Origin of the sequence: Solimonas fluminis, from assembly GCF_002930645.1 — a bacterium.
Taxonomy (GTDB): Bacteria; Pseudomonadota; Gammaproteobacteria; order Nevskiales; family Nevskiaceae; genus Solimonas_A; species Solimonas_A fluminis.
On the sequence record NZ_PSNW01000001.1, the window covers coordinates 749,496 to 767,896 of the forward strand.

17 protein-coding genes are annotated in these 18,401 nt (G+C 69.3%); 2 read left to right on the top strand and 15 right to left on the bottom strand.

Features of this window, described 5'->3' with window-relative positions; all coding sequences use genetic code 11:
* Window positions 1-25 precede the first annotated feature (25 nt).
* The 10 genes from tldD to holA all read right to left on the bottom strand — a co-directional run bounded on the left by tldD (window position 26) and on the right by holA (window position 12,845).
* The gene (gene tldD, locus C3942_RS03475) at window positions 26-1,474 is read right to left on the bottom strand and encodes a metalloprotease TldD (RefSeq protein ID WP_104229018.1); all 1,449 of its coding nucleotides are present in this window, start codon (window positions 1,472-1,474) and stop codon (window positions 26-28) included.
* 13 nt (window positions 1,475-1,487) lie between these two features.
* Window positions 1,488-2,306: a carbon-nitrogen hydrolase family protein gene (locus tag C3942_RS03480; RefSeq protein WP_104228921.1), complete on the bottom strand. Its 819-nt coding sequence runs from the start codon at window positions 2,304-2,306 to the stop codon at window positions 1,488-1,490.
* Window positions 2,307-2,328: 22 nt separating this feature from the next.
* Window positions 2,329-6,108, bottom strand: coding sequence for a YhdP family protein (locus tag C3942_RS03485; protein ID WP_104228922.1), 3,780 nt, complete (start codon window positions 6,106-6,108; stop codon window positions 2,329-2,331).
* Window positions 6,109-6,334: 226 nt separating this feature from the next.
* Entirely contained in the window at window positions 6,335-7,801 is a 1,467-nt protein-coding gene (gene rng / locus C3942_RS03490) for a ribonuclease G (RefSeq protein WP_104228923.1), read from the bottom strand.
* A gap of 172 nt (window positions 7,802-7,973) precedes the next feature.
* Window positions 7,974-8,555, bottom strand: coding sequence for a Maf family protein (locus C3942_RS03495; RefSeq protein ID WP_104228924.1), 582 nt, complete (start codon window positions 8,553-8,555; stop codon window positions 7,974-7,976).
* A gap of 58 nt (window positions 8,556-8,613) precedes the next feature.
* Entirely contained in the window at window positions 8,614-9,084 is a 471-nt protein-coding gene (gene rlmH, locus C3942_RS03500) for a 23S rRNA (pseudouridine(1915)-N(3))-methyltransferase RlmH (RefSeq protein ID WP_104228925.1), read from the bottom strand.
* Between the two features lie 6 nt (window positions 9,085-9,090).
* Window positions 9,091-9,576: a ribosome silencing factor gene (gene rsfS / locus C3942_RS22910; protein WP_366516579.1), complete on the bottom strand. Its 486-nt coding sequence runs from the start codon at window positions 9,574-9,576 to the stop codon at window positions 9,091-9,093.
* A 273-nt stretch (window positions 9,577-9,849) separates the two neighbouring features.
* Complete coding sequence (gene nadD / locus C3942_RS03510; RefSeq protein ID WP_104228926.1) at window positions 9,850-10,515, bottom strand: nicotinate-nucleotide adenylyltransferase; 666 nt, start codon at window positions 10,513-10,515, stop codon at window positions 9,850-9,852.
* 15 nt (window positions 10,516-10,530) lie between these two features.
* The gene (locus C3942_RS03515) at window positions 10,531-11,826 is read right to left on the bottom strand and encodes a glutamate-5-semialdehyde dehydrogenase (protein WP_104228927.1); all 1,296 of its coding nucleotides are present in this window, start codon (window positions 11,824-11,826) and stop codon (window positions 10,531-10,533) included.
* Window positions 11,823-12,845, bottom strand: a complete 1,023-nt coding sequence (gene holA / locus C3942_RS03520) for a DNA polymerase III subunit delta (RefSeq protein WP_104229020.1) — start codon at window positions 12,843-12,845, stop codon at window positions 11,823-11,825. Before holA ends, C3942_RS03515 begins: the two co-directional genes overlap by 4 nt.
* A 100-nt stretch (window positions 12,846-12,945) precedes the next feature.
* Between holA and coq7 the strand changes: the two genes are divergently transcribed.
* The gene (gene coq7, locus C3942_RS03525) at window positions 12,946-13,581 is read left to right on the top strand and encodes a 2-polyprenyl-3-methyl-6-methoxy-1,4-benzoquinone monooxygenase (RefSeq protein ID WP_104228928.1); all 636 of its coding nucleotides are present in this window, start codon (window positions 12,946-12,948) and stop codon (window positions 13,579-13,581) included.
* A 119-nt stretch (window positions 13,582-13,700) separates the two neighbouring features.
* Here the strand turns inward: coq7 and speD are convergent, their stop codons facing one another.
* Together speD and C3942_RS03535 are read right to left on the bottom strand one after the other, a co-directional pair.
* The gene (gene speD, locus C3942_RS03530; RefSeq protein WP_104228929.1) at window positions 13,701-14,519 is read right to left on the bottom strand and encodes an adenosylmethionine decarboxylase; all 819 of its coding nucleotides are present in this window, start codon (window positions 14,517-14,519) and stop codon (window positions 13,701-13,703) included.
* A gap of 113 nt (window positions 14,520-14,632) precedes the next feature.
* Window positions 14,633-15,055: an OsmC family protein gene (locus C3942_RS03535; protein WP_104228930.1), complete on the bottom strand. Its 423-nt coding sequence runs from the start codon at window positions 15,053-15,055 to the stop codon at window positions 14,633-14,635.
* Between the two features lie 98 nt (window positions 15,056-15,153).
* Between C3942_RS03535 and crp the strand changes: the two genes are divergently transcribed.
* Complete coding sequence (gene crp, locus C3942_RS03540) at window positions 15,154-15,783, top strand: cAMP-activated global transcriptional regulator CRP (protein WP_104228931.1); 630 nt, start codon at window positions 15,154-15,156, stop codon at window positions 15,781-15,783.
* Window positions 15,784-15,833: 50 nt separating this feature from the next.
* Here crp and trpC read toward each other — a convergent pair whose 3' ends face one another.
* The 3 genes from trpC to C3942_RS03555 all read right to left on the bottom strand — a co-directional run bounded on the left by trpC (window position 15,834) and on the right by C3942_RS03555 (window position 18,321).
* Window positions 15,834-16,631, bottom strand: coding sequence for an indole-3-glycerol phosphate synthase TrpC (gene trpC, locus C3942_RS03545; RefSeq protein ID WP_104228932.1), 798 nt, complete (start codon window positions 16,629-16,631; stop codon window positions 15,834-15,836).
* A gap of 71 nt (window positions 16,632-16,702) precedes the next feature.
* Window positions 16,703-17,737 carry an anthranilate phosphoribosyltransferase gene (gene trpD / locus C3942_RS03550; RefSeq protein WP_104228933.1) on the bottom strand — a complete coding sequence of 345 codons (1,035 nt, stop codon included), beginning with the start codon at window positions 17,735-17,737 and terminating at the stop codon, window positions 16,703-16,705.
* Entirely contained in the window at window positions 17,734-18,321 is a 588-nt protein-coding gene (locus C3942_RS03555; protein ID WP_104228934.1) for an anthranilate synthase component II, read from the bottom strand. Before C3942_RS03555 ends, trpD begins: the two co-directional genes overlap by 4 nt.
* Between the last annotated feature and the right edge of the window lie 80 nt (window positions 18,322-18,401).

The window sequence follows — 18,401 nt, forward strand, 5'->3', positions numbered from 1 at the left end:
GTCGGGCGGCCGGGCGCCGCAGGCATCAGCCCTGCGTACCGCCCACGGTGAGGCCGTCGATCTTCAGCGTCGGCTGCCCCACGCCCACCGGCACGCTCTGGCCATCCTTGCCGCAGATGCCGACGCCGGTGTCCAGCTTCAGGTCATGGCCCACCATGCTGACGCGCGTCAGCGCCTCGGGGCCGTTGCCGATCAGCGTCGCACCCTTCACCGGCCGGGTCACGCGGCCGTCCTCGATCAGGTAGGCCTCGTTGGCCGAGAACACGAAGTTGCCCGAGGTGATGTCGACCTGGCCGCCGCCGAAGTTGACGGCATAGATGCCCTTCTTCACCGAGGCGATGATCTCCTGCGGATCGTGCGGGCCCGGCAGCATGTAGGTGTTGGTCATGCGCGGCATCGGCAAGGCCGCGTAGGACTCGCGGCGGCCGTTGCCGGTGGGGCGCACGCCCATCAGGCGCGCGTTGAGCTTGTCCTGGATATAGCCGCGCAGGATGCCTTTCTCGATCAGCGTGGTGCACTGGGTGGGCGTGCCCTCGTCATCGACGCTCAGCGAACCGCGGCGGTTCAGCAGCGTGCCGTCGTCGACGATGGTGCACAGCTCCGAGGCTACCGGCTGCCCGATGCGGCCGGAGAAGGCGGAGGTACCCTTGCGGTTGAAGTCGCCCTCCAGGCCATGGCCCACGGCCTCGTGCAGCAGCACGCCGGGCCAGCCGGGGCCCAGCACCACGGTCATGTTGCCGGCCGGGGCCGGCACGGCGTCGAGTTGCACCAGGGCCTGACGCACGGCCTGCCTCGCCAGCGTTTCCGGCTGCTCGCCGCCGAGGAACTCCGCAATGCCGCCGCGGCCGCCGGCACCGGCATGGGCCTGCTCGCGCCGGCCGTTGTGCTCGACGATGACGCTGACATCCATGCGCACCAGCGGGCGGACGTCGCCCGCCAGGGTGCCGTCGGTGGCGGCGATCAGCACGGCCTCGTGGTTCAGCGCGAGATTGACGTTGACCTGCTGCACTCGGCTGTCCGCCGCGCGCGCCGCGGCGTCGGCACGGCGCAGCAGCGCCAGCTTCTCCGGCGTGGCCATCGACTGGATCGGGTTGATCGCCGGATACAGGGGCTTGGGCCCGGCTCCCCGGCTGAAGGCCTGCACCGCCCCCTGCTGGCCCTGGCGCACGATGGCGCCGGCCGCACCGGCGGCATCGCGCAGCGCTTCCAGGCGCAGTTCGTCGGAGTAGGCCAGGCCCTGCTTGTCGCCGGCCACGGCGCGCACGCCCACTCCTTGCTCCACATGGTGCGAGCCGCTCTTGATGATGCCGTCTTCCAGCGACCAGGCTTCGGTCAGCGAGTGCTGGAAGTAGAGGTCGGCCTCCTCGATGCCCGGCTTCATCAGGCCGTCGAGCAGGCGCATCAGCGCCGTGTCGTCGATGCCGGTGGGTTCGAGCAGGGTCTGGCGGGCAACAGCGATCGGTGTAGTGGTCATGGTCGTCATCGTCTCACGCGAGCCGCCGGTGCGACAGCACGGGGAAATCCTGGCGCAGCTTCGCCTGCGCCGCGCGGTCGGGACGCGCCAGCACCACGCCGGCACCGTCGTCCTGGCAGGCCAGCACCTCGCCCCAGGGCCCGACGATCATGCTGTGCCCCCAGGTACGGCGGCCGCCGGCATGCTCGCCCCACTGGTTGGACGCCACGACGTAGCACTGGTTCTCGATGGCCCGGGCGCGGAGCAGGGTTTCCCAGTGCGCCTCGCCGGTCCTGGCGGTGAAGGCCGAGGGCACGCAGAGGATTTCCGCGCCCTCCGCCGCCAGGCGGCGGTAGAGCTCGGGAAAGCGCAGGTCGTAGCAGACCGACAGGCCGACCTTGCCGACGGCCGTCCCCGCCACCACGGCATTGGGCTCGCCAGGCCGGATGCTGTTGGATTCGCGGTAGCTCTCGCCGCCCGGCACCTCCACGTCGAACAGGTGGATCTTGTCGTAGCGCGCCGCCAGGCTTCCATCGGCGCCATACACCGGATTGGCCGCCAGCACGCGGTCCGGATCCCCGGGCGCCGCCTGCGGAATGGTGCCCGCCACCACCCAAAGGCGCAGCTCGCGCGAGATCGTGGCAAGGAATTCCTGGATCGGGCCCTGCCCCGGCGGCTCGGCATGCGCCAGCTTGTCGCGCTCGCGCGCGCCCATGAAGGCGAAGTTCTCCGGCAGCACCGCCAGCCAGGCGCCGCGCCGCGCCGCCTCGCGCAGCATCTGTTCGGCCACATAGAGGTTGTCCAGCACGCGGTCGGAGCTGTTCATCTGGATCGCCGCGATCGCCGGATTCATGCCTGTCTCCTGTAGAAGCCGCCTAGTTGCCCGAGCCGCGCTCGACGCGCGGGTTGTCCCAGCCGCCGGTCACACGGTAGCTGAGCTGCGTGACCTGGTCGATCGGCTTGTCCAGCACCTGCTGCGCCAGCAGCACCAGGGCTCCCACCGCGGGGCCGCCGAGCAGCGCCGCCCCCAGGGTCACGCCGGAGGACACGTCCGGATAGACCTTCACCGTCTGGTCGAAGTCGCGCGCCGCCAGGCCGATGCGGCCGCGGATTTCCATGCGCAGCGAGGTGCTGCTGATCTCCATGTCGCTGGTGCGCGCCTGGCCTTCGCCGAGCTGGAAGCTGCCGCTGAGCTTGTCGAAGCCCAGGCCCGAGCTGACTACGTCGCGGAAATCCAGCAGCAGGCGGCGCGGGATGGCGTACAGGTTGAGCAGGCCCAGCACGCGGCCGGCGCCCGGCTCCACCGCCTTGAGCGCGCCGTTCTCGACATCCATGCGGACGCGGCCGCTGGCCTGCTGCCAGTCCAGCCGCGGCGCCGCGTTCCAGTTCAGCTCGCCGGTGAAGCGGCTGGACTTGGCGGTCAGCGTCGGGGTGTAGCCCAGCGCCTGCAGCACCGCCCCGGCATCGGAGCTGCCGAGCTCGAACTTGAGCGCGGCGCTGGAGCCCGCGGCATTGCGCTGCCAGCTGCCGGTCGCCGTCAGGTCCAGCTTGCCGCCGTTGATCGACAGTGTCTCCAGCCGCTGGCCATCGGTGATGCGCGCGCTGCGCAGCTGCAGATGGCCCAGCTCCTGGTCCGCCGCCAGCAGGCGCTGGCAATCGATGTCGAACAGCGGCCATTGCCGCGGATCGCGCGCGGGGGCCGCGTCTGCCGGCGCCGATGGGGCCGGAGGCAGCGGCCGCGTCTGCATGCTCAGCCGCTTGAGACGCGCCGTCACGGTGCCGCTGGCGGCGCGGGCGTAGCGCAGCTCGCCCTCGGCGGCATCGCCGCCGAGTTCCGCACGCCAGCCTTCCGACGAGGGATTCCAGCGCAGGCGCATGGCGCCGAGGACGAGGTCCTCGAACATCCAGCGGTTGGCGGACAGATCGATCTCGCGCAGGGCCAGGCCCTCCGCTGCCGCGCCGCCGCCGGCCGCCGCGGATGGAGCGGTCAGGATGCCGACCCAGGGGCCGGCATCCAGTTCCGGCAGGTCGCCGGATACCACCATGCCGCGTCCCTCGGCGGCCGGCGGCATCCCACCGCCCAGCCGCAGGTGCATGGCACGCGGCTTCAGGGCCTGTCCCTCGCGGGCATAGGCGATGTCGGCGCCCAGGCGCTGGCCATAGTCGAGCCGGATGCGCAGGGGCGCGCTGTCGGCACCGAAGCTGAGGCGGATCGGCGAGCTTTCCGCCGCCGCCTTGCCCAGCGGGGCGGGCAGCTGCACCGCCGTGCCGCGCAGGTCGCTGGTCAGCACCAGCGCCGCGTCGGCGGCATCCAGCGGCAGCTCGGCACGCCACTGCGACTCGCCGGACAGCCGGCCGCGCACGATGTCCGGGATGTAGCTGCTGACGCCGCCGGCGGGTTTCGGCGCAAACGGGAACTCCACCACCACCACGCCGGCGGTCTTGGGCCGCGGCTCGATATGGGCGTCCAGCACCAGTTCGCCCAGGCGCGCGTCGATCCGCTGCGACTCGACGCCGTGGCCGGTGAAGCTCAGCTCGCCGCGGATATCGTCGACCGGATAGTCCAGGCCCTCATAGAACAGCTGCACGCCATCCAGGCCCACCGTGCCGGCCACCTCGGTGGCATCGACATGATGCAGCGGGATATCCACGCTCAGGCTCACGCGCGCCGGGCCGGAGGCCCGCGTGTGGTTGACCAGCCCGGCCAGCGGCTTGCGCAGCGGCGAGTTGCGCAGGAAATCGTAGAAGCGCGCCGTCTCTCCGGCGATCTCGCCATCGATGTGCAGCAGGCTGTCGTGGAAATCCGCGATGCTGGCGCGGACCTGGCTGACGCGGTTGCCGGAAAGACGGCCGGAGTCCGCCTCGACGCGGAGGCCGTTGCCGCGGAAGGCCAGTCGCGCATCGATGTCTTCCGCCACCGGCCAGTCGGGTGCGAAGGCGAGGTTGGCACCGCTGATGTCCAGGTCCAGCTTCCATTCGCCGGGGCGCCCCTTGTCGAACGGGAAGTCCGACAGCGCGCCGCGGATCAGCAGGTCGCCGCGCGGCACCCGGCCCTTGCGGATCGACTGCTGCAGCCAGTCGCGCAGGTGCTGGCCCCAGTGCAGCGGCATGTACGCCTTGAGCGCGGTGGCATTGTCGGCGCTGAAGCGCGCCGCCAGGTCGATCACCGGCGCCGCGGCCTCCTCGTCCGGCAGCTGCAGCTCCAGCCGGCCGCTGCCCTTGCTGCCGGCGAGACGCCAGCCAAACTCCGGCGCGCGCAGGGTCCAGCCGGCGGCGGCGCGCTGCCATTGCAGGTCCGCCGACAGGGCGTCGAAGGACAGCGGCGCGGTGAACTCGCGCGGCAGGCGTAGCTCCACCGGAGCATCCGCCAGCTTCATCCGCCCCCCGGTCTCGGTGGCGCTGAAGTGACCACCGAGGTGCCTCAGACCCAGCGCGGGATCGCCGGCCAGGGCGATATCGCGGAAGTCCGATTTCAGCGAGTAATGGAGGCCGTCACCCCCCTGGCGCAGGCGCAGCACCAGGCCGTCCAGTTCACCGCTGAGGCCGGCGGCACGGCGCAGGCCGGGCGGCGGCGCCCGCAGGTAGGCCAGCCAGGGGGTGAAGCGCCCGAGCTGCAGGTCATCGATATCGGCGTCCAGCTCATAGCCCTGATCCGCCAGCGGACGGTAGCGCAGGTGCCCGCGCAGCAGCGGCAGGTCGTCCTGCTCCAGCTGGTCGACGTCCAGCCGCCAGCCCTGCTCCTCGGCGGTGACGGTGGCCTCGGCCTCCAGTTCCCTGCCCTGCCAGGCGCGGCCGGCACGCGCCACCACGAAGGCATCGCTCTCGGCGCGCAGCAGCATCTTCTGCAAGCGGCCCTGGCCCAGCTCGCCTTCCGCGCGCAGCGTCAGTTCCGTGGCCTGCACCTGGGCCCCGGGCAGCAGGAAGGACTTGAGCCAGGCCTGCGGCGCCAGGCGCAGCAGTTCAGCGCTGAAATCGCCGCTCCAGCTGCGCGGGTCGGCCACGTCGCCGTCGATGCTCGCGGCCAGTTCCACGCGCTCGCCGTAGGCCGGCGGCAGGCGGATGTCGGCCTCGGCGTCGAAGCCCGAACGGGTGCGATCGATCTCGCCGGCCACCAGGGTGAACTCCGCCGGGCTGCGGCCCAGGCCGGCATGCGTGAAGCGCACCTCGCAGTTGCTCAGGCGCACCCGCTTGAAGCGGCGCAGTTCCTTGATCAGCCGGTCGTTCTTCGGGAAGGCCTCACCGCCCAGCGCATCGAAGCCGGCCACGCTCAGGCGCCCCTCCTCGTCCACGTCGGCGGCGATGCTCAGGCCGTTGAGCTCGATGCGCGTCGGCATCAGTTCGCCCAGCAGCAGGCGCGTGCTGGAGAAGCCCAGGCTGATGCGGTCGGCGGTCAGGGCCTCGCTGCCGTCCTCGTCGTAGAGCGTGATGTCGGTCAGGTCCAGCCGCGGGTACACGCCGCGCCAGACCAGGTTGATGCCGCCGATATCCACCGGGCGGTCGGCCACGCGCGTGACCCAGGCGGAGATTTCCTCGCGGTAGCTGGGCAGCGCCAGCACGGCCAGCTGGAACACGCCGCTGACGGCCGCGGCGAAGATCACCGTGCCGGCGAACAGGGTCACGGCCCAGGTCCAGTAGCGGCGCCTTACCCGTTCCATCAGGAGACTGCGTCAGACATGAAGCTGGGCTGGTGAGTACCGCAGGGGACCGGGGGGTGTGATTTTCTATATATAAATGCGGCGATATACGAACAAAATAAAATACCGCGCGTGCATATTGTAGAGCATGCACCGCGCGGCAAACGGCTGGAAAACAGCTTCCTGCCGCCGTCCGTCCGGGGAGCGGACACTCCTCGGAAGGACGGCGGGCCGCGGCGCCGGACCGCTACAGCGGAACGACGTCGAAGCTCTCCTGGCCGTAGGCCGATTCGGACTGCAGACGAATGGGACGGTTGAGGCTGGCCTCGAGTTCCGCCAGGCCCAGCGACTCCTCGCCGATCAGGCGCTGGATCACGTCCGGCGCCGCCAGCACCAGGAAGCCCTTGGCCTCGAACTGCCGGGCCGCACGCTGCACCTCGCGGGCGATCTCGTGGCAGACCGTCTCCACCGTCTTGACGGTGCCCCGCCCCTCGCAGGTCGGGCAGGGCTCGCAGAGGATGTGGCCCAGCGAGTCGCGCGTGCGCTTGCGCGTCATCTCCACCAGGCCCAGCGGCGAGAACGGGTAGACCTGGGTCCGGGCATGGTCGCCGGCCAGGGCGCGCTCCAGCGCACGCAACACCTGCGCGCGATGGTCGTCGGAGCGCATGTCGATGAAGTCCAGGATGATGATGCCGCCGAGGTTGCGCAGCCGCAGCTGCCGCGCGATGGCCTGGGCCGCCTCGAGGTTGGTCTTGAGGACCGTCTCCTCGAGGTTGCGGTGGCCGGTGTAGGCCCCGGTGTTGACGTCGATCGTCGTCATCGCCTCGGTCTGGTCGATGAAGATATGCCCGCCGGACTTCAGCTCCACGCGGCGGTCCAGCGCACGGCTGATGTCGTCCTCGGCGCCGTAGAGGTCGAAGATCGGCGCCGCGCCCTGGTAGAGCTCGATCTTGGGCGCCGCATGCGGCACGAAGATCTGCGCGAACTGCTGCACGCGGTGGAACTCGCCCATGTTGTCGATGCGGATGCGCTCGACGTCGGTGCCCATCAGGTCGCGCAGGATGCGCATCGACAGCGGCAGGTCGCCATGCACCATGGTGCCCGGCTTGGCGGTCAGCGACAGCTCGCTGATCGAGGCCCAGAGCCGCAGCAGGAAGCGCAGGTCGTCGGCCAGGGCCTCCGCCTCCGCATTCTCCGCCGCGGTGCGCGCGATCACGCCGAAGTTGGGCGCCAGTTCCTGCTGCACCTGTTCGAGGATGCCCTTGAGGCGCAGGCGCTCGGACTCCGCCTCGATGCGCGCCGACACGCCGACATTGCGCTCGTGCGGCAGCAGCACCAGGTAGCGCGAGGGCACGGACAGCAGCTTGGTCAGGCGCGCGCCCTTGCTGCCGATCGGATCCTTGACGATCTGCACCAGCACCTGCTGGCCTTCGTGCACCAGCTGCGTGATCGGCGGCAGCTCCGGCGCATGGCCGCTGCCGTTGGGCGACGGAACCATGTCCGCCACGTGCAGGAATGCGGTGCGCTCCAGGCCGATCTCGACGAAGGCCGCCTGCATGCCGGGCAGCACGCGCTGCACCACGCCCTTGTAGATGTTGCCGGTAAGGCCGTGGCGCGAGGCGCGCTGCACGTGCACTTCCTGCGTGGCGCCGCCTTCGACCAGGGCCACGCGGGTTTCCTGCGGGCCGATGTTGACCAGGATTTCGGTACTCATAGCGGTGCGAGCGGCGCGGAGGGGTGATCCGCAGCGACTTGGCGATGACCCAATGCCATCGCCTGCTGCGGATGACGGGAGGCCACGGATGGCCGCCCCGGGGGTAGGTCGAGAGATGAAGTCGCGCCATGGATGGCGACACCGAGGCAGGCAGGGCTTGGCTCCATAGTCCTCATGCCCGTGCTCCGGCCACGACCCCGAACTCGCCCAGCAGCTCCACCGTCTCGTACAGCGGCAATCCGACCACGCCGCTGTAGCTGCCCTGGATCTCGCGCACGAACTGCGCACCCAGGCCCTGGATGCCGTAGCCGCCGGCCTTGTCCGCCGGCTCGCCGCTGTCCCAGTAAGCGGATGCGGCCGCCGCGGACACCGCGCCGAAGCGCACCCGCGTGACCGACAGCCGCGTTTCCACGCGGGCTCCCTGCGCCAGCGCCACGGCCGAATAGACCTCGTGCTCGCGGTCCGCCAGCGCCGCCAGCAGTTCCAGCGCGTGCGCACGATCGCGCGGCTTGCCCAGGATGCGGCCATCCAGCACCACGTCGGTATCGGCACCCAGCACCGGCAGCGGCCGCGGCGCCAGGGCCTGCGCGGCCAGGGCCTTCCCGCGCGCCATGCGCAGGGCATAGTCGGCGGGGGCTTCCGCCGGGCCGGGCTCCTCGGGAATGTCGGCGGGCAGCACCTCGAAATCGAGGCCGAGCTGCTTCAGCAGCTCCTGACGCCGGGGCGAACGGGAGGCAAGATAAAAGTCGGTCATGGAGGGGATTCTGCCCGGCCGGCCCGGGAAAATCTCCCGCCCGCCGGACGAAGGGGTCTCAGGCCCGGTGATACGGGTGGTTCGACAGCAGCGTCCAGGCCCGGTACAGCTGCTCCGCCACCATCACGCGCACCATGCCGTGCGGCAGCGTCAGGCGCGACAGCGACCAGCGGCGGTCGGCGCGCTGCAGCACCTCCGGCGCATGGCCGTCGGGCCCGCCGATCAGCAGGCAGGTGTCGCGGCCGGAGGCCATCCAGCGTTTGAGCTCGCCGGACCATTCCTTGCTGCCCAGGGATTCACCGTGCTCGTCCAGCGCGATGATCGCCGAATCGCGCGGCAGCGCCTTGAGGATTCTGTCGCCCTCGGCCTGCTTGAGCCGCGCGATGTCGGCGTTCTTGCCGCGCTCTGCCACCGGAATCTCCACCAGCTGGATGCGGCATTCGCGCGGCATGCGGCCGGCGTAGTCCTCGTAGGCGGCCTCCACCCAGCCGGGCATGCGGGTGCCCACGGCGATCAGGTGGATCCTCATCCCGCCCTACTTCTTCCTGGCCGGGGCCTTCTTCGCGGCCGGCTTCTTCGCCGCAGTCTTGCCGGCCGGTGCTTTCTTCGCGGCAGGCTTCTTTGCAGCGGGCTTCTTCGCCGCCTTGGGCTTGGGCTCGGCCTTGGGCTTGGCCGCCGCCTTCTTCTTCGGCTTCTCGTCCGCCGGCGGCTCCGGCGGGGCGATGTCCCAGAGCTTTTCCAGCTGGTAATGGATGCGCGCCTGGGCCTGCATCACGTGCACCACTACGCTGCCGAGGTCCACCAGCACCCATTCGCTGCCGTCTGCCCCTTCCGTGCCCAGCGGCCGGTTGCCCGACTCGCGCGCGGCATCGGCGACGTTGTCGGCCAGCGACTTGACGTGGCGGGTGGACGTGCCGGTGCAGATGATCATCCAGTCCGTCACCGTGGTCAGGTGCGCGACATCCAGCACCTTGATGTCGGTGCCCTTGAGGTCCTCGAGGGCGTTCTTGGCGATCTGCACCAGCCGAGAGCCTACCCGCATACGGCACCCCCACGCGACGGCAGCGGATTCGCCGTCCAGCCAGGCGCGAGGAGCGCGGTGTACTGGACGTACATTCGCGACGAGTAACAACGCTGGGCGGAGAATCCGCCGCCGTCCCTCCGGGTTGCGCCCGGAATCGCGCCATGCGGCGTTAGGCGTCGCTTATTTGGAACCACCAAACCGCGCTCCGCCTGCCTTGCCTGGCGCGATTCCGGGCAGCAACGCGTGGGGGTGCCGTATGCGGGTAGGCTCTCAATGGGTTTTGGCATCGTCATCCTGGGTCAGCGCCGCGATGTCCGCGGCGGTCAGCGAGTTGAGTATGGCATCGGGCACCAGGCCCCGCACCGACTGGCCCAGCTTGAGCAGGCGGCGGATGCGCGTGGAGGAAATGTCGAGCACTGGAACGTCCAGGCGCAGCCAGCGGCCGGCCGTGGCCTGCTGCAGCACGGCGGGATCGGAAGCCTCGCGGCCGGCCAGCACGGCGGCGGCTTCCGTCGGCGGCTCCAGCCGCGACTCGGCGCGGGCGATCACCACCAGGTGCGCCAGCTCCAGCAGTTGAGGCCAGCGGTTCCAGCAGTGCAGGTGGGCAAAGGCGTCCGCGCCCATCAGCAGCACCAGCGGCGTCTCCGGGAACTCGGCGCGCAGGCCGGCCAGTGTGTCCACGGTGTAGGACACGCCGCCGCGGCGGATCTCGCAGTCGTCGGCCACCAGCCCCTTCTCGCGGCGGACGCCGAGCTTGAGCCACTCCAGGCGCCGCTGCGGCGACACCTTGGAGGCCGAGCGATGCGCCGGCAGCGCCGTGGGCACCAGGCGCACCTGTCCCAGCCCCAGGCGCTCGCGCGCCTCGATCGCCAGGCGCAGGTGGCCGTGATGGAACGGGGCGAAGGCGCCGCCGAAGATGCCGATCGGGCTTTTCAGGCGAGCATTCCTGCGTCAGCGGACACTGCCGTCACCCAGTACCACCCACTTCAGGGAGGTCAGGCCTTCCAGGCCCACCGGGCCGCGGGCATGGAACTTGTCGGTGCTGATGCCGATCTCCGCGCCCAGGCCGTACTCGTAGCCGTCGGCGAAGCGGGTCGAGGCGTTGACCATCACCGAGCTGGAATCCACCTCGCGCAGGAAGCGGCGCACCTTGCTGTAGTTCTCGGTGACGATCGCATCCGTGTGATGCGAACCGTAGGTCTCGATGTGGTCGATGGCCTGGTCGATGTCGTCGACCACGCGCACCGCCAGGATCGGCGCCAGATACTCGGTGCGCCAGTCCTCCTCGGTGGCCGGCCGGGCATCGGTGAGGATGCGGCGGGTACGCTCGCAGCCGCGGATCTCCACGCCGGCTTCGGCGTAGATCTCGCCCAGGATCGGCAGCACGCTCTCGGCCACCGCCACGTCGACCAGCAGGGTCTCCATCGTGTTGCAGGTGCCGTAGCGCTGGGTCTTGGCGTTCACCGACACGGCCACCGCCTTCTCCAGGTCGGCGTCCGCGTCGATGTAGACGTGGCAGATGCCGTCCAGGTGCTTGATCACCGGCACCCGCGCCGCCTCGGCCACGGCCGCGACCAGGCCCTTGCCGCCGCGCGGGATGATGACGTCGATGAACTCCGGCATCGCCACCATCTCGGTGACGGTGCGGCGGTCGGTGATGTCCAGGATCTGCACCGCATCGCGCGGCAGGCCGGTGTCGGTCAGCGCACGCTCGATGCAGCGGGCGATCGCCAGGTTGGACTGCAGCGCCTCGGAACCGCCGCGCAGGATCGCGGCATTGCCCGACTTCAGGCACAGCGCGGCGGCGTCCGCCGTCACGTTGGGACGCGACTCGTAGATGATGCCGACCACGCCCAGCGGTGCGCGCATGCGCCCCACCTGGATGCCGGAGGGGCGCAGCTTGAGGTCGCTCAGTTCACCCACCGGATCCGGCAGGTTGGCGACCTGGCGCACGCCGTCGGCCATCGCGGCGATGCGGTCCGGGTTCAGCTCGAGGCGGTCCAGCAGCGCGTCGTCCAGCTTGCGCGCACGGCCCTCGCGCATGTCGGCGGCGTTGGCCTCGAGGATGGACTTGGACTCGGCCAGCAGGATTTCCGCCAGCGCGAACAGGCAGGCGTTCTTGGCGCCGGTGTCGGCACGTGCCAGCGCACGGCTGGCCGCCCGCGCCTTGACGCCCTTTTCGCGCATGTAGGCAGCAATATCGTCGGCTTTCGCCGCTTTTGCCTTGGTATTGGTGGTGGGACTCATACGACTTCGGTTTTCCGGGACCCGCTGATGTTGAGCACCAATGTTAGCAAGTCTTCCCAGGCCGCCGCTTCCTGGCCGGTCTTGACCCCCTGGTCGATGCGGGCGCAGAGGCGCAGCCACTCCATGATCTCGCCCGGCCGGCTGCGCGGCAGGGCCTTGATGTAGGGCTCCATGCGCGCCTTCTGGATGCCGGCGTCGTAGCAGGCGGCATTGGCGTCGCGCGTACGGGCGAAGGCCAGCGAGGCCTTGGACAGCTGGCGCAGGCTCCAGACCAGGGCGCCGAGGATTTCCAGGGCGGCCACGCCCTCCTCGCGCAGGCGCTCCAGGCTGCGCACGGCGCCGGCACCGTCGCCGGCCAGGGCACGGCTGTTGAGGTCGAAGGCCTCGTAGCGCGCGGAGTCGGCCACCGCCTGCTCCAGCTGTTCCAGGCCGATGGCCTGGCCCGGGAACAGCAGCTTGAGCTTTTCCAGGTCCTGGGCCGCGGCCAGCAGGTTGCCCTCGGTGCGTTCCACCAGCAGCTTCATCGCGTCGGCGTCGATCTGCAGGCCCGCCGCCTTGGCGCGGCCGGCCAGCCAGCCCGGGAATTCGGCCGGCTTCATCGGCTCGAAGTACAGCGCCCCGCCGGCATTCTCCAGGGCCTGGTACCAGCCACCCTGGCGCGAGCGCCACTCGATGGGGCCGGACTGCAGGATGAACAGCGTGTCGCGCGACAGCTGCGGGATCAGCTGCTGCAGCATCTTGCTGCCCTCCACGCCCGGCGCTCCCGAAGGCAGGTTCAGCTCGACGATGCGCTGGGTGGCGAACAGCGACATGCTGGCGCAGGAATCGGCCAGCTGCTGCCAGTTGAAGCCGCGCTCCGCGTCCAGCACCTCGCGCTCCGAGAACCCGGCCTTGCGGGCGGCGGCGCGGATCGCGTCCAGCGCCTCCTGCATCAGCAGCGGTTCCTCGCCGGCCACGACGTACAGGGGTGCCAGCCCCTGGGCGAGATGCGTGGACAGCTGGTTGAGGTTGAGACGCACGGCGGCGGTCCGGTTGGAGGCTGGGATCGGCCATTCTACCCGGCCGGCGCCGTTCGGCGGCACGGACGAAAAATGGCGGCGAACGTTCTAGAATCAACGCATGAGCCGCGATTACACCCCCGCCGACCGCCTGCTGAGCCGCCTGGGCCAGGGCCTGGCCCTGCTGGCACCCAAACCGGCGCACCGCGCCAACCCCGCCGACCGCCTGCCCGAGGCCGAGCTGGCCGAGCCCGAGCGCCGCCACACCGCCGGCCTGATGCGCATCAACCATGCCGGCGAGATCGCCGCCCAGGCCCTGTACCACGGCCAGGCCTTCGTCGCCCGCGACGGCAAGGTCCGCGACCACCTGCTGGCAGCCGCCCACGAGGAACAGGACCACCTGCAATGGTGCGAGGAGCGCCTGCGCGAACTGGGCTCCGGCCCCAGCCGGCTGCAGCCGCTGTGGTATGCCGGTTCCTTCGCCATCGGCGCCGCCGCCGGCCTCGCCGGCGACCGCTGGAGCCTGGGCTTCGTCGAGGAAACCGAGAAGCAGGTATCCGAGCACCTGGACGAACACCTGCGCGAGCTCCCCGACGGCGACCAGCGCAGCCGCGCCATCCTCAAGACCATGCGCGAGGACGAGGCCCGCCACGCCAGCGAGGCCCAGGAGGCCGGTGCCCGCCCCCTGCCCTATCCGGTGCGCGAGCTGATGCGCCGCGTGGCGGGGGTGATGAAGAAGGGCGCGTACAAGTTCTGATGCCGCGACGAACATAGGAGCGGCGGCGCTCATGGCCACCGGCTTCGCGGCCAACGGCCGCTCCTACATCACGAAAAAGGCGGCCCGAGGGCCGCCTTTTTCGTGTCCCGCGCCAGGACTCAGCGCTGGATGTTCTTGCCGTAGAAGATTTCCTGGATCTCGTGGTTCACGCGCTCGCGGATGCGGCGCGCTTCCTTGGGCGGCAGCTCGGAGACGCCCTCGCCGAACAGGTAGGTATCCAGGTCCATTTCCTTCAGGCGCATCTTCGTGTGGAAGATGTACTCCTGGTACACGTTCACGTCCACCATCTGGTACTTGTCGCCCAGGTCCGGCGCGATGAAGTTCTGGATGGAGTCGACCTGGTGGTCGATGAAGTGCTTCATGCCGCGCACGTTGCGGGTGAAGCCGCGCACGCGGTAGTCCATCACCACGATATCGGACTCGAAGGACTTGATCAGGTAGTTCAGGGCCTTCAGCGGCGAGATCTTGCCGCAGGTCGACACGTCGATGTCGGCGCGGAAGGTCGAGATGCCGTTGTCCGGGTGGGTTTCCGGGTAGGTGTGGACCGTGATGTGCGACTTGTCCAGGTGCGCCACCACCGAGTCCTTCTTGCCCTTGTCCTTCTTGCCCGGGGTCGGCAGGCCGTCGAGATGGCCTTCCGAGATCAGCATGGTCACCGAGGCGCCCTGCGGGTCGTAGTCCTGGCGGGCCACGTTGAGGATGTTGGCGCCGATGATGTTGGCGACCTCCGTCAGGATGTCGGTCAGGCGCTCGGCGTTGTAGGCCTCGTCGATGTACTCGATGTATTCCTGCTGGTGCTCGCGGGTACGGGCATAGCAGATGTCGTAGATGTTGAACGACAGCGACTTGGTCAGGTTGTTGAAGCCCAGCAGCTTGAGCTTCGGGTTGTTGGTCGGTTTGGTGCGCGCCTTGGCCAAGGAGGTGTCCTCAGGAATACAAAAACGGACCCCCGCGGGGTCGCCGCAGGGGTAGTAACGCGTAATTTTATCACCTATTTCGCGTCAGTTTCGCTACAGCCTACGGCGGCGGCTCATTCGGCCGCGCGGATCTCGTAGTCGTAGGTCACGTGGACCCCACCCTTCTTGAGCATGATGGAGGCCGAGCAATACTTCTCGGCGGACAGCTCCACGGCCCTTTTGACATGGTTTTCGGCCAGGTTCCGGCCCGTCACCACGAAATGCAGGTGAATGTCGGTGAAAACCTTGGGGTCGGTCTCGGCCCGCTTGCTGTCCAGCTCGCACCAGACGTCGGTCACGGTCTGGCGCGCCTTCTGCAGGATGTAGAGCACGTCCACCGCCGAGCAGGCGCCCACGCCCATCAGCAGCAGTTCCATCGGCCGGGGGCCCAGGTTGCGCCCGCCGATGTCCGGCGGACCGTCGATGACGATGGCGTGGCCGCTGCCGCTTTCGGCGATGAACGAAGCTTTTTCGGCCCACTTGATGCGTGCTTTCACGGGGTTCCTGCGCTTTTGTCTGACGGTAAGGTACGGATCATTGTGCTATTTTCGCTGAAATCAAGCTGCGAAGTACCTTTTGGGAAGGGGAGTTTTCAATGCTGGACAAGCCGGCCGTGCAGGCCTTCGTGGCGCAGGCCCATAAGAAAAGCTATCCGCCGAAGCACACGCTGATCCATGCCGGGGACGAGCCCCAGTCCCTCTTCTACATCCTCGAGGGCTCGGTGAGCATTCTGCTGGAGGACGAGAACGGGCGGGAGATCGTGCTGGCCTACCTGAACCCGGGCGACTTCTTCGGCGAGATGTGCCTGTTCCCGGAGCAGCAGACCCGCACCGCCATCGTCCGCACCCGCAGCCCCACGCTGGTGGCGGAGATCGGTTACCAGGCCTTCCGCGGCTTCGTGCGGCAGTATCCGGAGATCATGTTCGAGGTCGCCGGCCAGCTGTCGGCGCGCCTGCGCGACACCAGCCGCCGCCTGGGCGACCTGGCCTTCCTGGACGTGGCGGGCCGCCTGGCCCATGCCCTGCTGGACCTGGCCAAGAAGCCGGATGCCCTGCCCAACCCCCGCGGCGTGCTGGTCAAGGTCAGCCGCCAGGAGCTGGCGCGCATCGTCGGCTGCTCGCGCGAGATGGCCGGCCGCGTGCTCAAGAAGCTGGAGGAGGACGGCATGGTCGCCTCCCAGGGCCGCAGCATCCTGGTGCTGGGGATCAAGAAGCCCGGGACCTAGGGGCCCGGCCCGCTCGCGGTACGGGAGCCGGCTTGCCGGCTCCCGTCGTTTCAGGCGACCAGCTTCGCCAGCGCCTGGCCCGGGCTGGGCTGGCGCATCAGGGACTCGCCGATCAGGAAGCGGTGCACGTCCGCGTCGCGCATGCGCTTCACGTCGGCCGGCGCGGCGATGCCGCTCTCGGTCACCACCTCGCAGTCCTTCGGCAGCCGCGGCAGCAGGTCCAGGGTCGTGTCCAGGCGGGTTTCGAAGGTCCGCAGGTTTCGGTTGTTGATGCCCAGCAGCAGCGGCCCGGCGAGCTGGGCGGACAGCACCTGCTCCAGCTCCATGCCGTCGTGGATCTCCACCAGCACGTCCATGCCCAGGGACTGCGCCAGGCCGTAGAGCTCGCGCAGCTGCCCCACCGACAGGCAGGCCGCGATCAGCAGCACGCAGTCGGCGCCGATGGCGCGCGCCTCGATCACCTGCAGCGGGTCCACCAGGAAGTCCTTGCGGATCGCCGGCAGCGCCACCGCCTTGCGGGCGGCGACGAGATAGTCGTTATGTCCCTGGAAGAAGCGCTCGTCGGTCAGCACCGACAGGCAGGCGGCGCCGTGGGCGGCATACTCGCCGGCGATCCAGGCCGGGTCGAAGTCCGCCCGGATCACGCCCTTGCTGGGCGAGGCCTTCTTGATCTCGGCGATCACGCCGGCGCGGCCCGCGGCCACGGCCGAACGCAGCGAGGCCTGGAAGCCACGCACGCGGTCGGCGGCGCCGGCCAGTTCCTCCAGCGCGGAGAGGGAGTAGCGGCTTTTCAGGGCACGAATCTCATCGCGCTTCACTTCTACAATTCGTTCGAGGATGTCGGCCATGGTGGTTTCCTGAACTGTAAGAGCCGGCTTGCTGGCGACCCGTCGCCAGCAAGCCGGCTCCTACAGGTTGATCATTTCCCGGAAATGCTGCGCGTCGCCGCCACGAATTCATCCAGCTTGGCGCGCGCGGCGCCGCTGGCCATGGCGTGGCGGGCCTTGGCGATGCCGTCGTGGATGCCGGTCACCAGGTTGGCGGCGTAAAGCGCCGCGCCGGCATTGAGCGCCACGATGTCGCGGGCCACGCCGTCCTTGTTGTCCAGGGCTTCGAGCACCCTGGCCTTCGACTCCTGCGCATCGGCGACGCGCAGCTGCCGGGTGGAGGACATGGCCAGGCCGAAGTCCTCCGGGTGGATCTCGTACTCGCGCACCTGCCCGTCCACCAGCTCACCCACCAGGGTGCCGGCGCCCAGCGTGATCTCGTCGAGGTTGTCCTTGCCCCAGACCACCAGCGCGCGCTGCACGCCGAGCTTCTGCAGGGCCCGCACCTGGATGCCGACCAGGTCCGGGTGGAACACGCCCATCAGCATGTTCGGCGCGCCGGCCGGATTGGTCAGCGGGCCCAGGATGTTGAACACCGTGCGCACGCCCATTTCCTTGCGCACCGGGCCCACGGCCTTCATCGCCGGATGGTGGATGGGCGCGAACATGAAGCCGATGCCGCAGCGCTCGATGCAGGTGGCGACCTGCGCCGGCTGCAGCTCGATCACCGCGCCCAGCGCCTCCAGCACGTCGGCGGAGCCGGACTTGGAGGACACGCTGCGGTTGCCGTGCTTGGCCACGCGCGCACCGGCCGCCGCCGCCACGAAGATCGAGGCGGTGGAGATGTTGAAGGTGTGCGCGCCGTCGCCGCCGGTGCCGACGATGTCGACGAAATGCGGGTGCGGCGCCACCTCCACCTTGAGCGCGAACTCGCGCATCACCTGTGCCGCGGCGGCGATTTCGCCCACCGTCTCCTTCTTCACGCGCAGGCCGGTGAGGATCGCCGCCATCATCACCGGCGAGACCTCGCCGCGCATGATCTGGCGCATCAGGTCCACCATCTCGTCGGCGAAGATCTCGCGGTGCTCGATGGTGCGCTGGAGCGCTTCCTGCGGCGTGATGCTCACTGATGTTCCTCCAGGAAATTCTTGAGCAGCTGGTGGCCGTGTTCCGTCAGGATCGATTCCGGATGGAACTGCACGCCCTCGATCGGCAGGGTCTTGTGCTTCAGGCCCATGATCTCGTCGCGGCTGCCATCCGGCTTCTGCGTCCAGGCGGTGACTTCCAGCTCCTCGGGCAGCGTCGCCTCCTCGACGATCAGCGAGTGATAGCGCGTGGCGGTGTAGGGGCTGGGCAGGCCGCGGAACACGCCGGTGCCGGCGTGGTGGACCGGGCTGACCTTGCCGTGCATGACCTCGCGGGCGCGCTTGACCACGCCGCCGAAGGCCTGGCCGATGGACTGGTGGCCCAGGCAGACGCCGAGGATCGGGAACTGCCCCTTGAGCCGGTCGATCAGTTCCAGGCAGATGCCCGCCTCGTTCGGCGTGCAGGGGCCCGGCGACAGGATGATATGGCTGGGCTTGAGCGCCGCCACTTCGTCCACGCTGATCTGGTCGTTGCGGTGGACCACGACCTCCGCACCCAGCTCGCCGAAATACTGGACGAGGTTGTAGGTGAAGGAATCGTAGTTGTCGATCATCAAAATTGACATGTTAAGCGTCCTAACTTCTTGTTTCTTCTAGGTTCCCAAGCCTGTTGCGGCCGGGAAGCTCCTGTGTCGGTGGCAGCCGG

What these genes read in the sequence shown, in the direction of transcription:
- tldD (WP_104229018.1), bottom strand. Translation starts at nt 1,474, where the DNA reads ATGACCACTACACCGATCGCTGTTGCCCGCCAGACCCTGCTCGAACCC.
- C3942_RS03480 (WP_104228921.1), bottom strand. Translation starts at nt 2,306, where the DNA reads ATGAATCCGGCGATCGCGGCGATCCAGATGAACAGCTCCGACCGCGTG.
- C3942_RS03485 (WP_104228922.1), bottom strand. Translation starts at nt 6,108, where the DNA reads ATGGAACGGGTAAGGCGCCGCTACTGGACCTGGGCCGTGACCCTGTTC.
- rng (WP_104228923.1), bottom strand. Translation starts at nt 7,801, where the DNA reads ATGAGTACCGAAATCCTGGTCAACATCGGCCCGCAGGAAACCCGCGTG.
- C3942_RS03495 (WP_104228924.1), bottom strand. Translation starts at nt 8,555, where the DNA reads ATGACCGACTTTTATCTTGCCTCCCGTTCGCCCCGGCGTCAGGAGCTG.
- rlmH (WP_104228925.1), bottom strand. Translation starts at nt 9,084, where the DNA reads ATGAGGATCCACCTGATCGCCGTGGGCACCCGCATGCCCGGCTGGGTG.
- C3942_RS03515 (WP_104228927.1), bottom strand. Translation starts at nt 11,826, where the DNA reads ATGAGTCCCACCACCAATACCAAGGCAAAAGCGGCGAAAGCCGACGAT.
- coq7 (WP_104228928.1), top strand. Translation starts at nt 12,946, where the DNA reads ATGAGCCGCGATTACACCCCCGCCGACCGCCTGCTGAGCCGCCTGGGC.
- crp (WP_104228931.1), top strand. Translation starts at nt 15,154, where the DNA reads ATGCTGGACAAGCCGGCCGTGCAGGCCTTCGTGGCGCAGGCCCATAAG.
- trpC (WP_104228932.1), bottom strand. Translation starts at nt 16,631, where the DNA reads ATGGCCGACATCCTCGAACGAATTGTAGAAGTGAAGCGCGATGAGATT.
- C3942_RS03555 (WP_104228934.1), bottom strand. Translation starts at nt 18,321, where the DNA reads ATGTCAATTTTGATGATCGACAACTACGATTCCTTCACCTACAACCTC.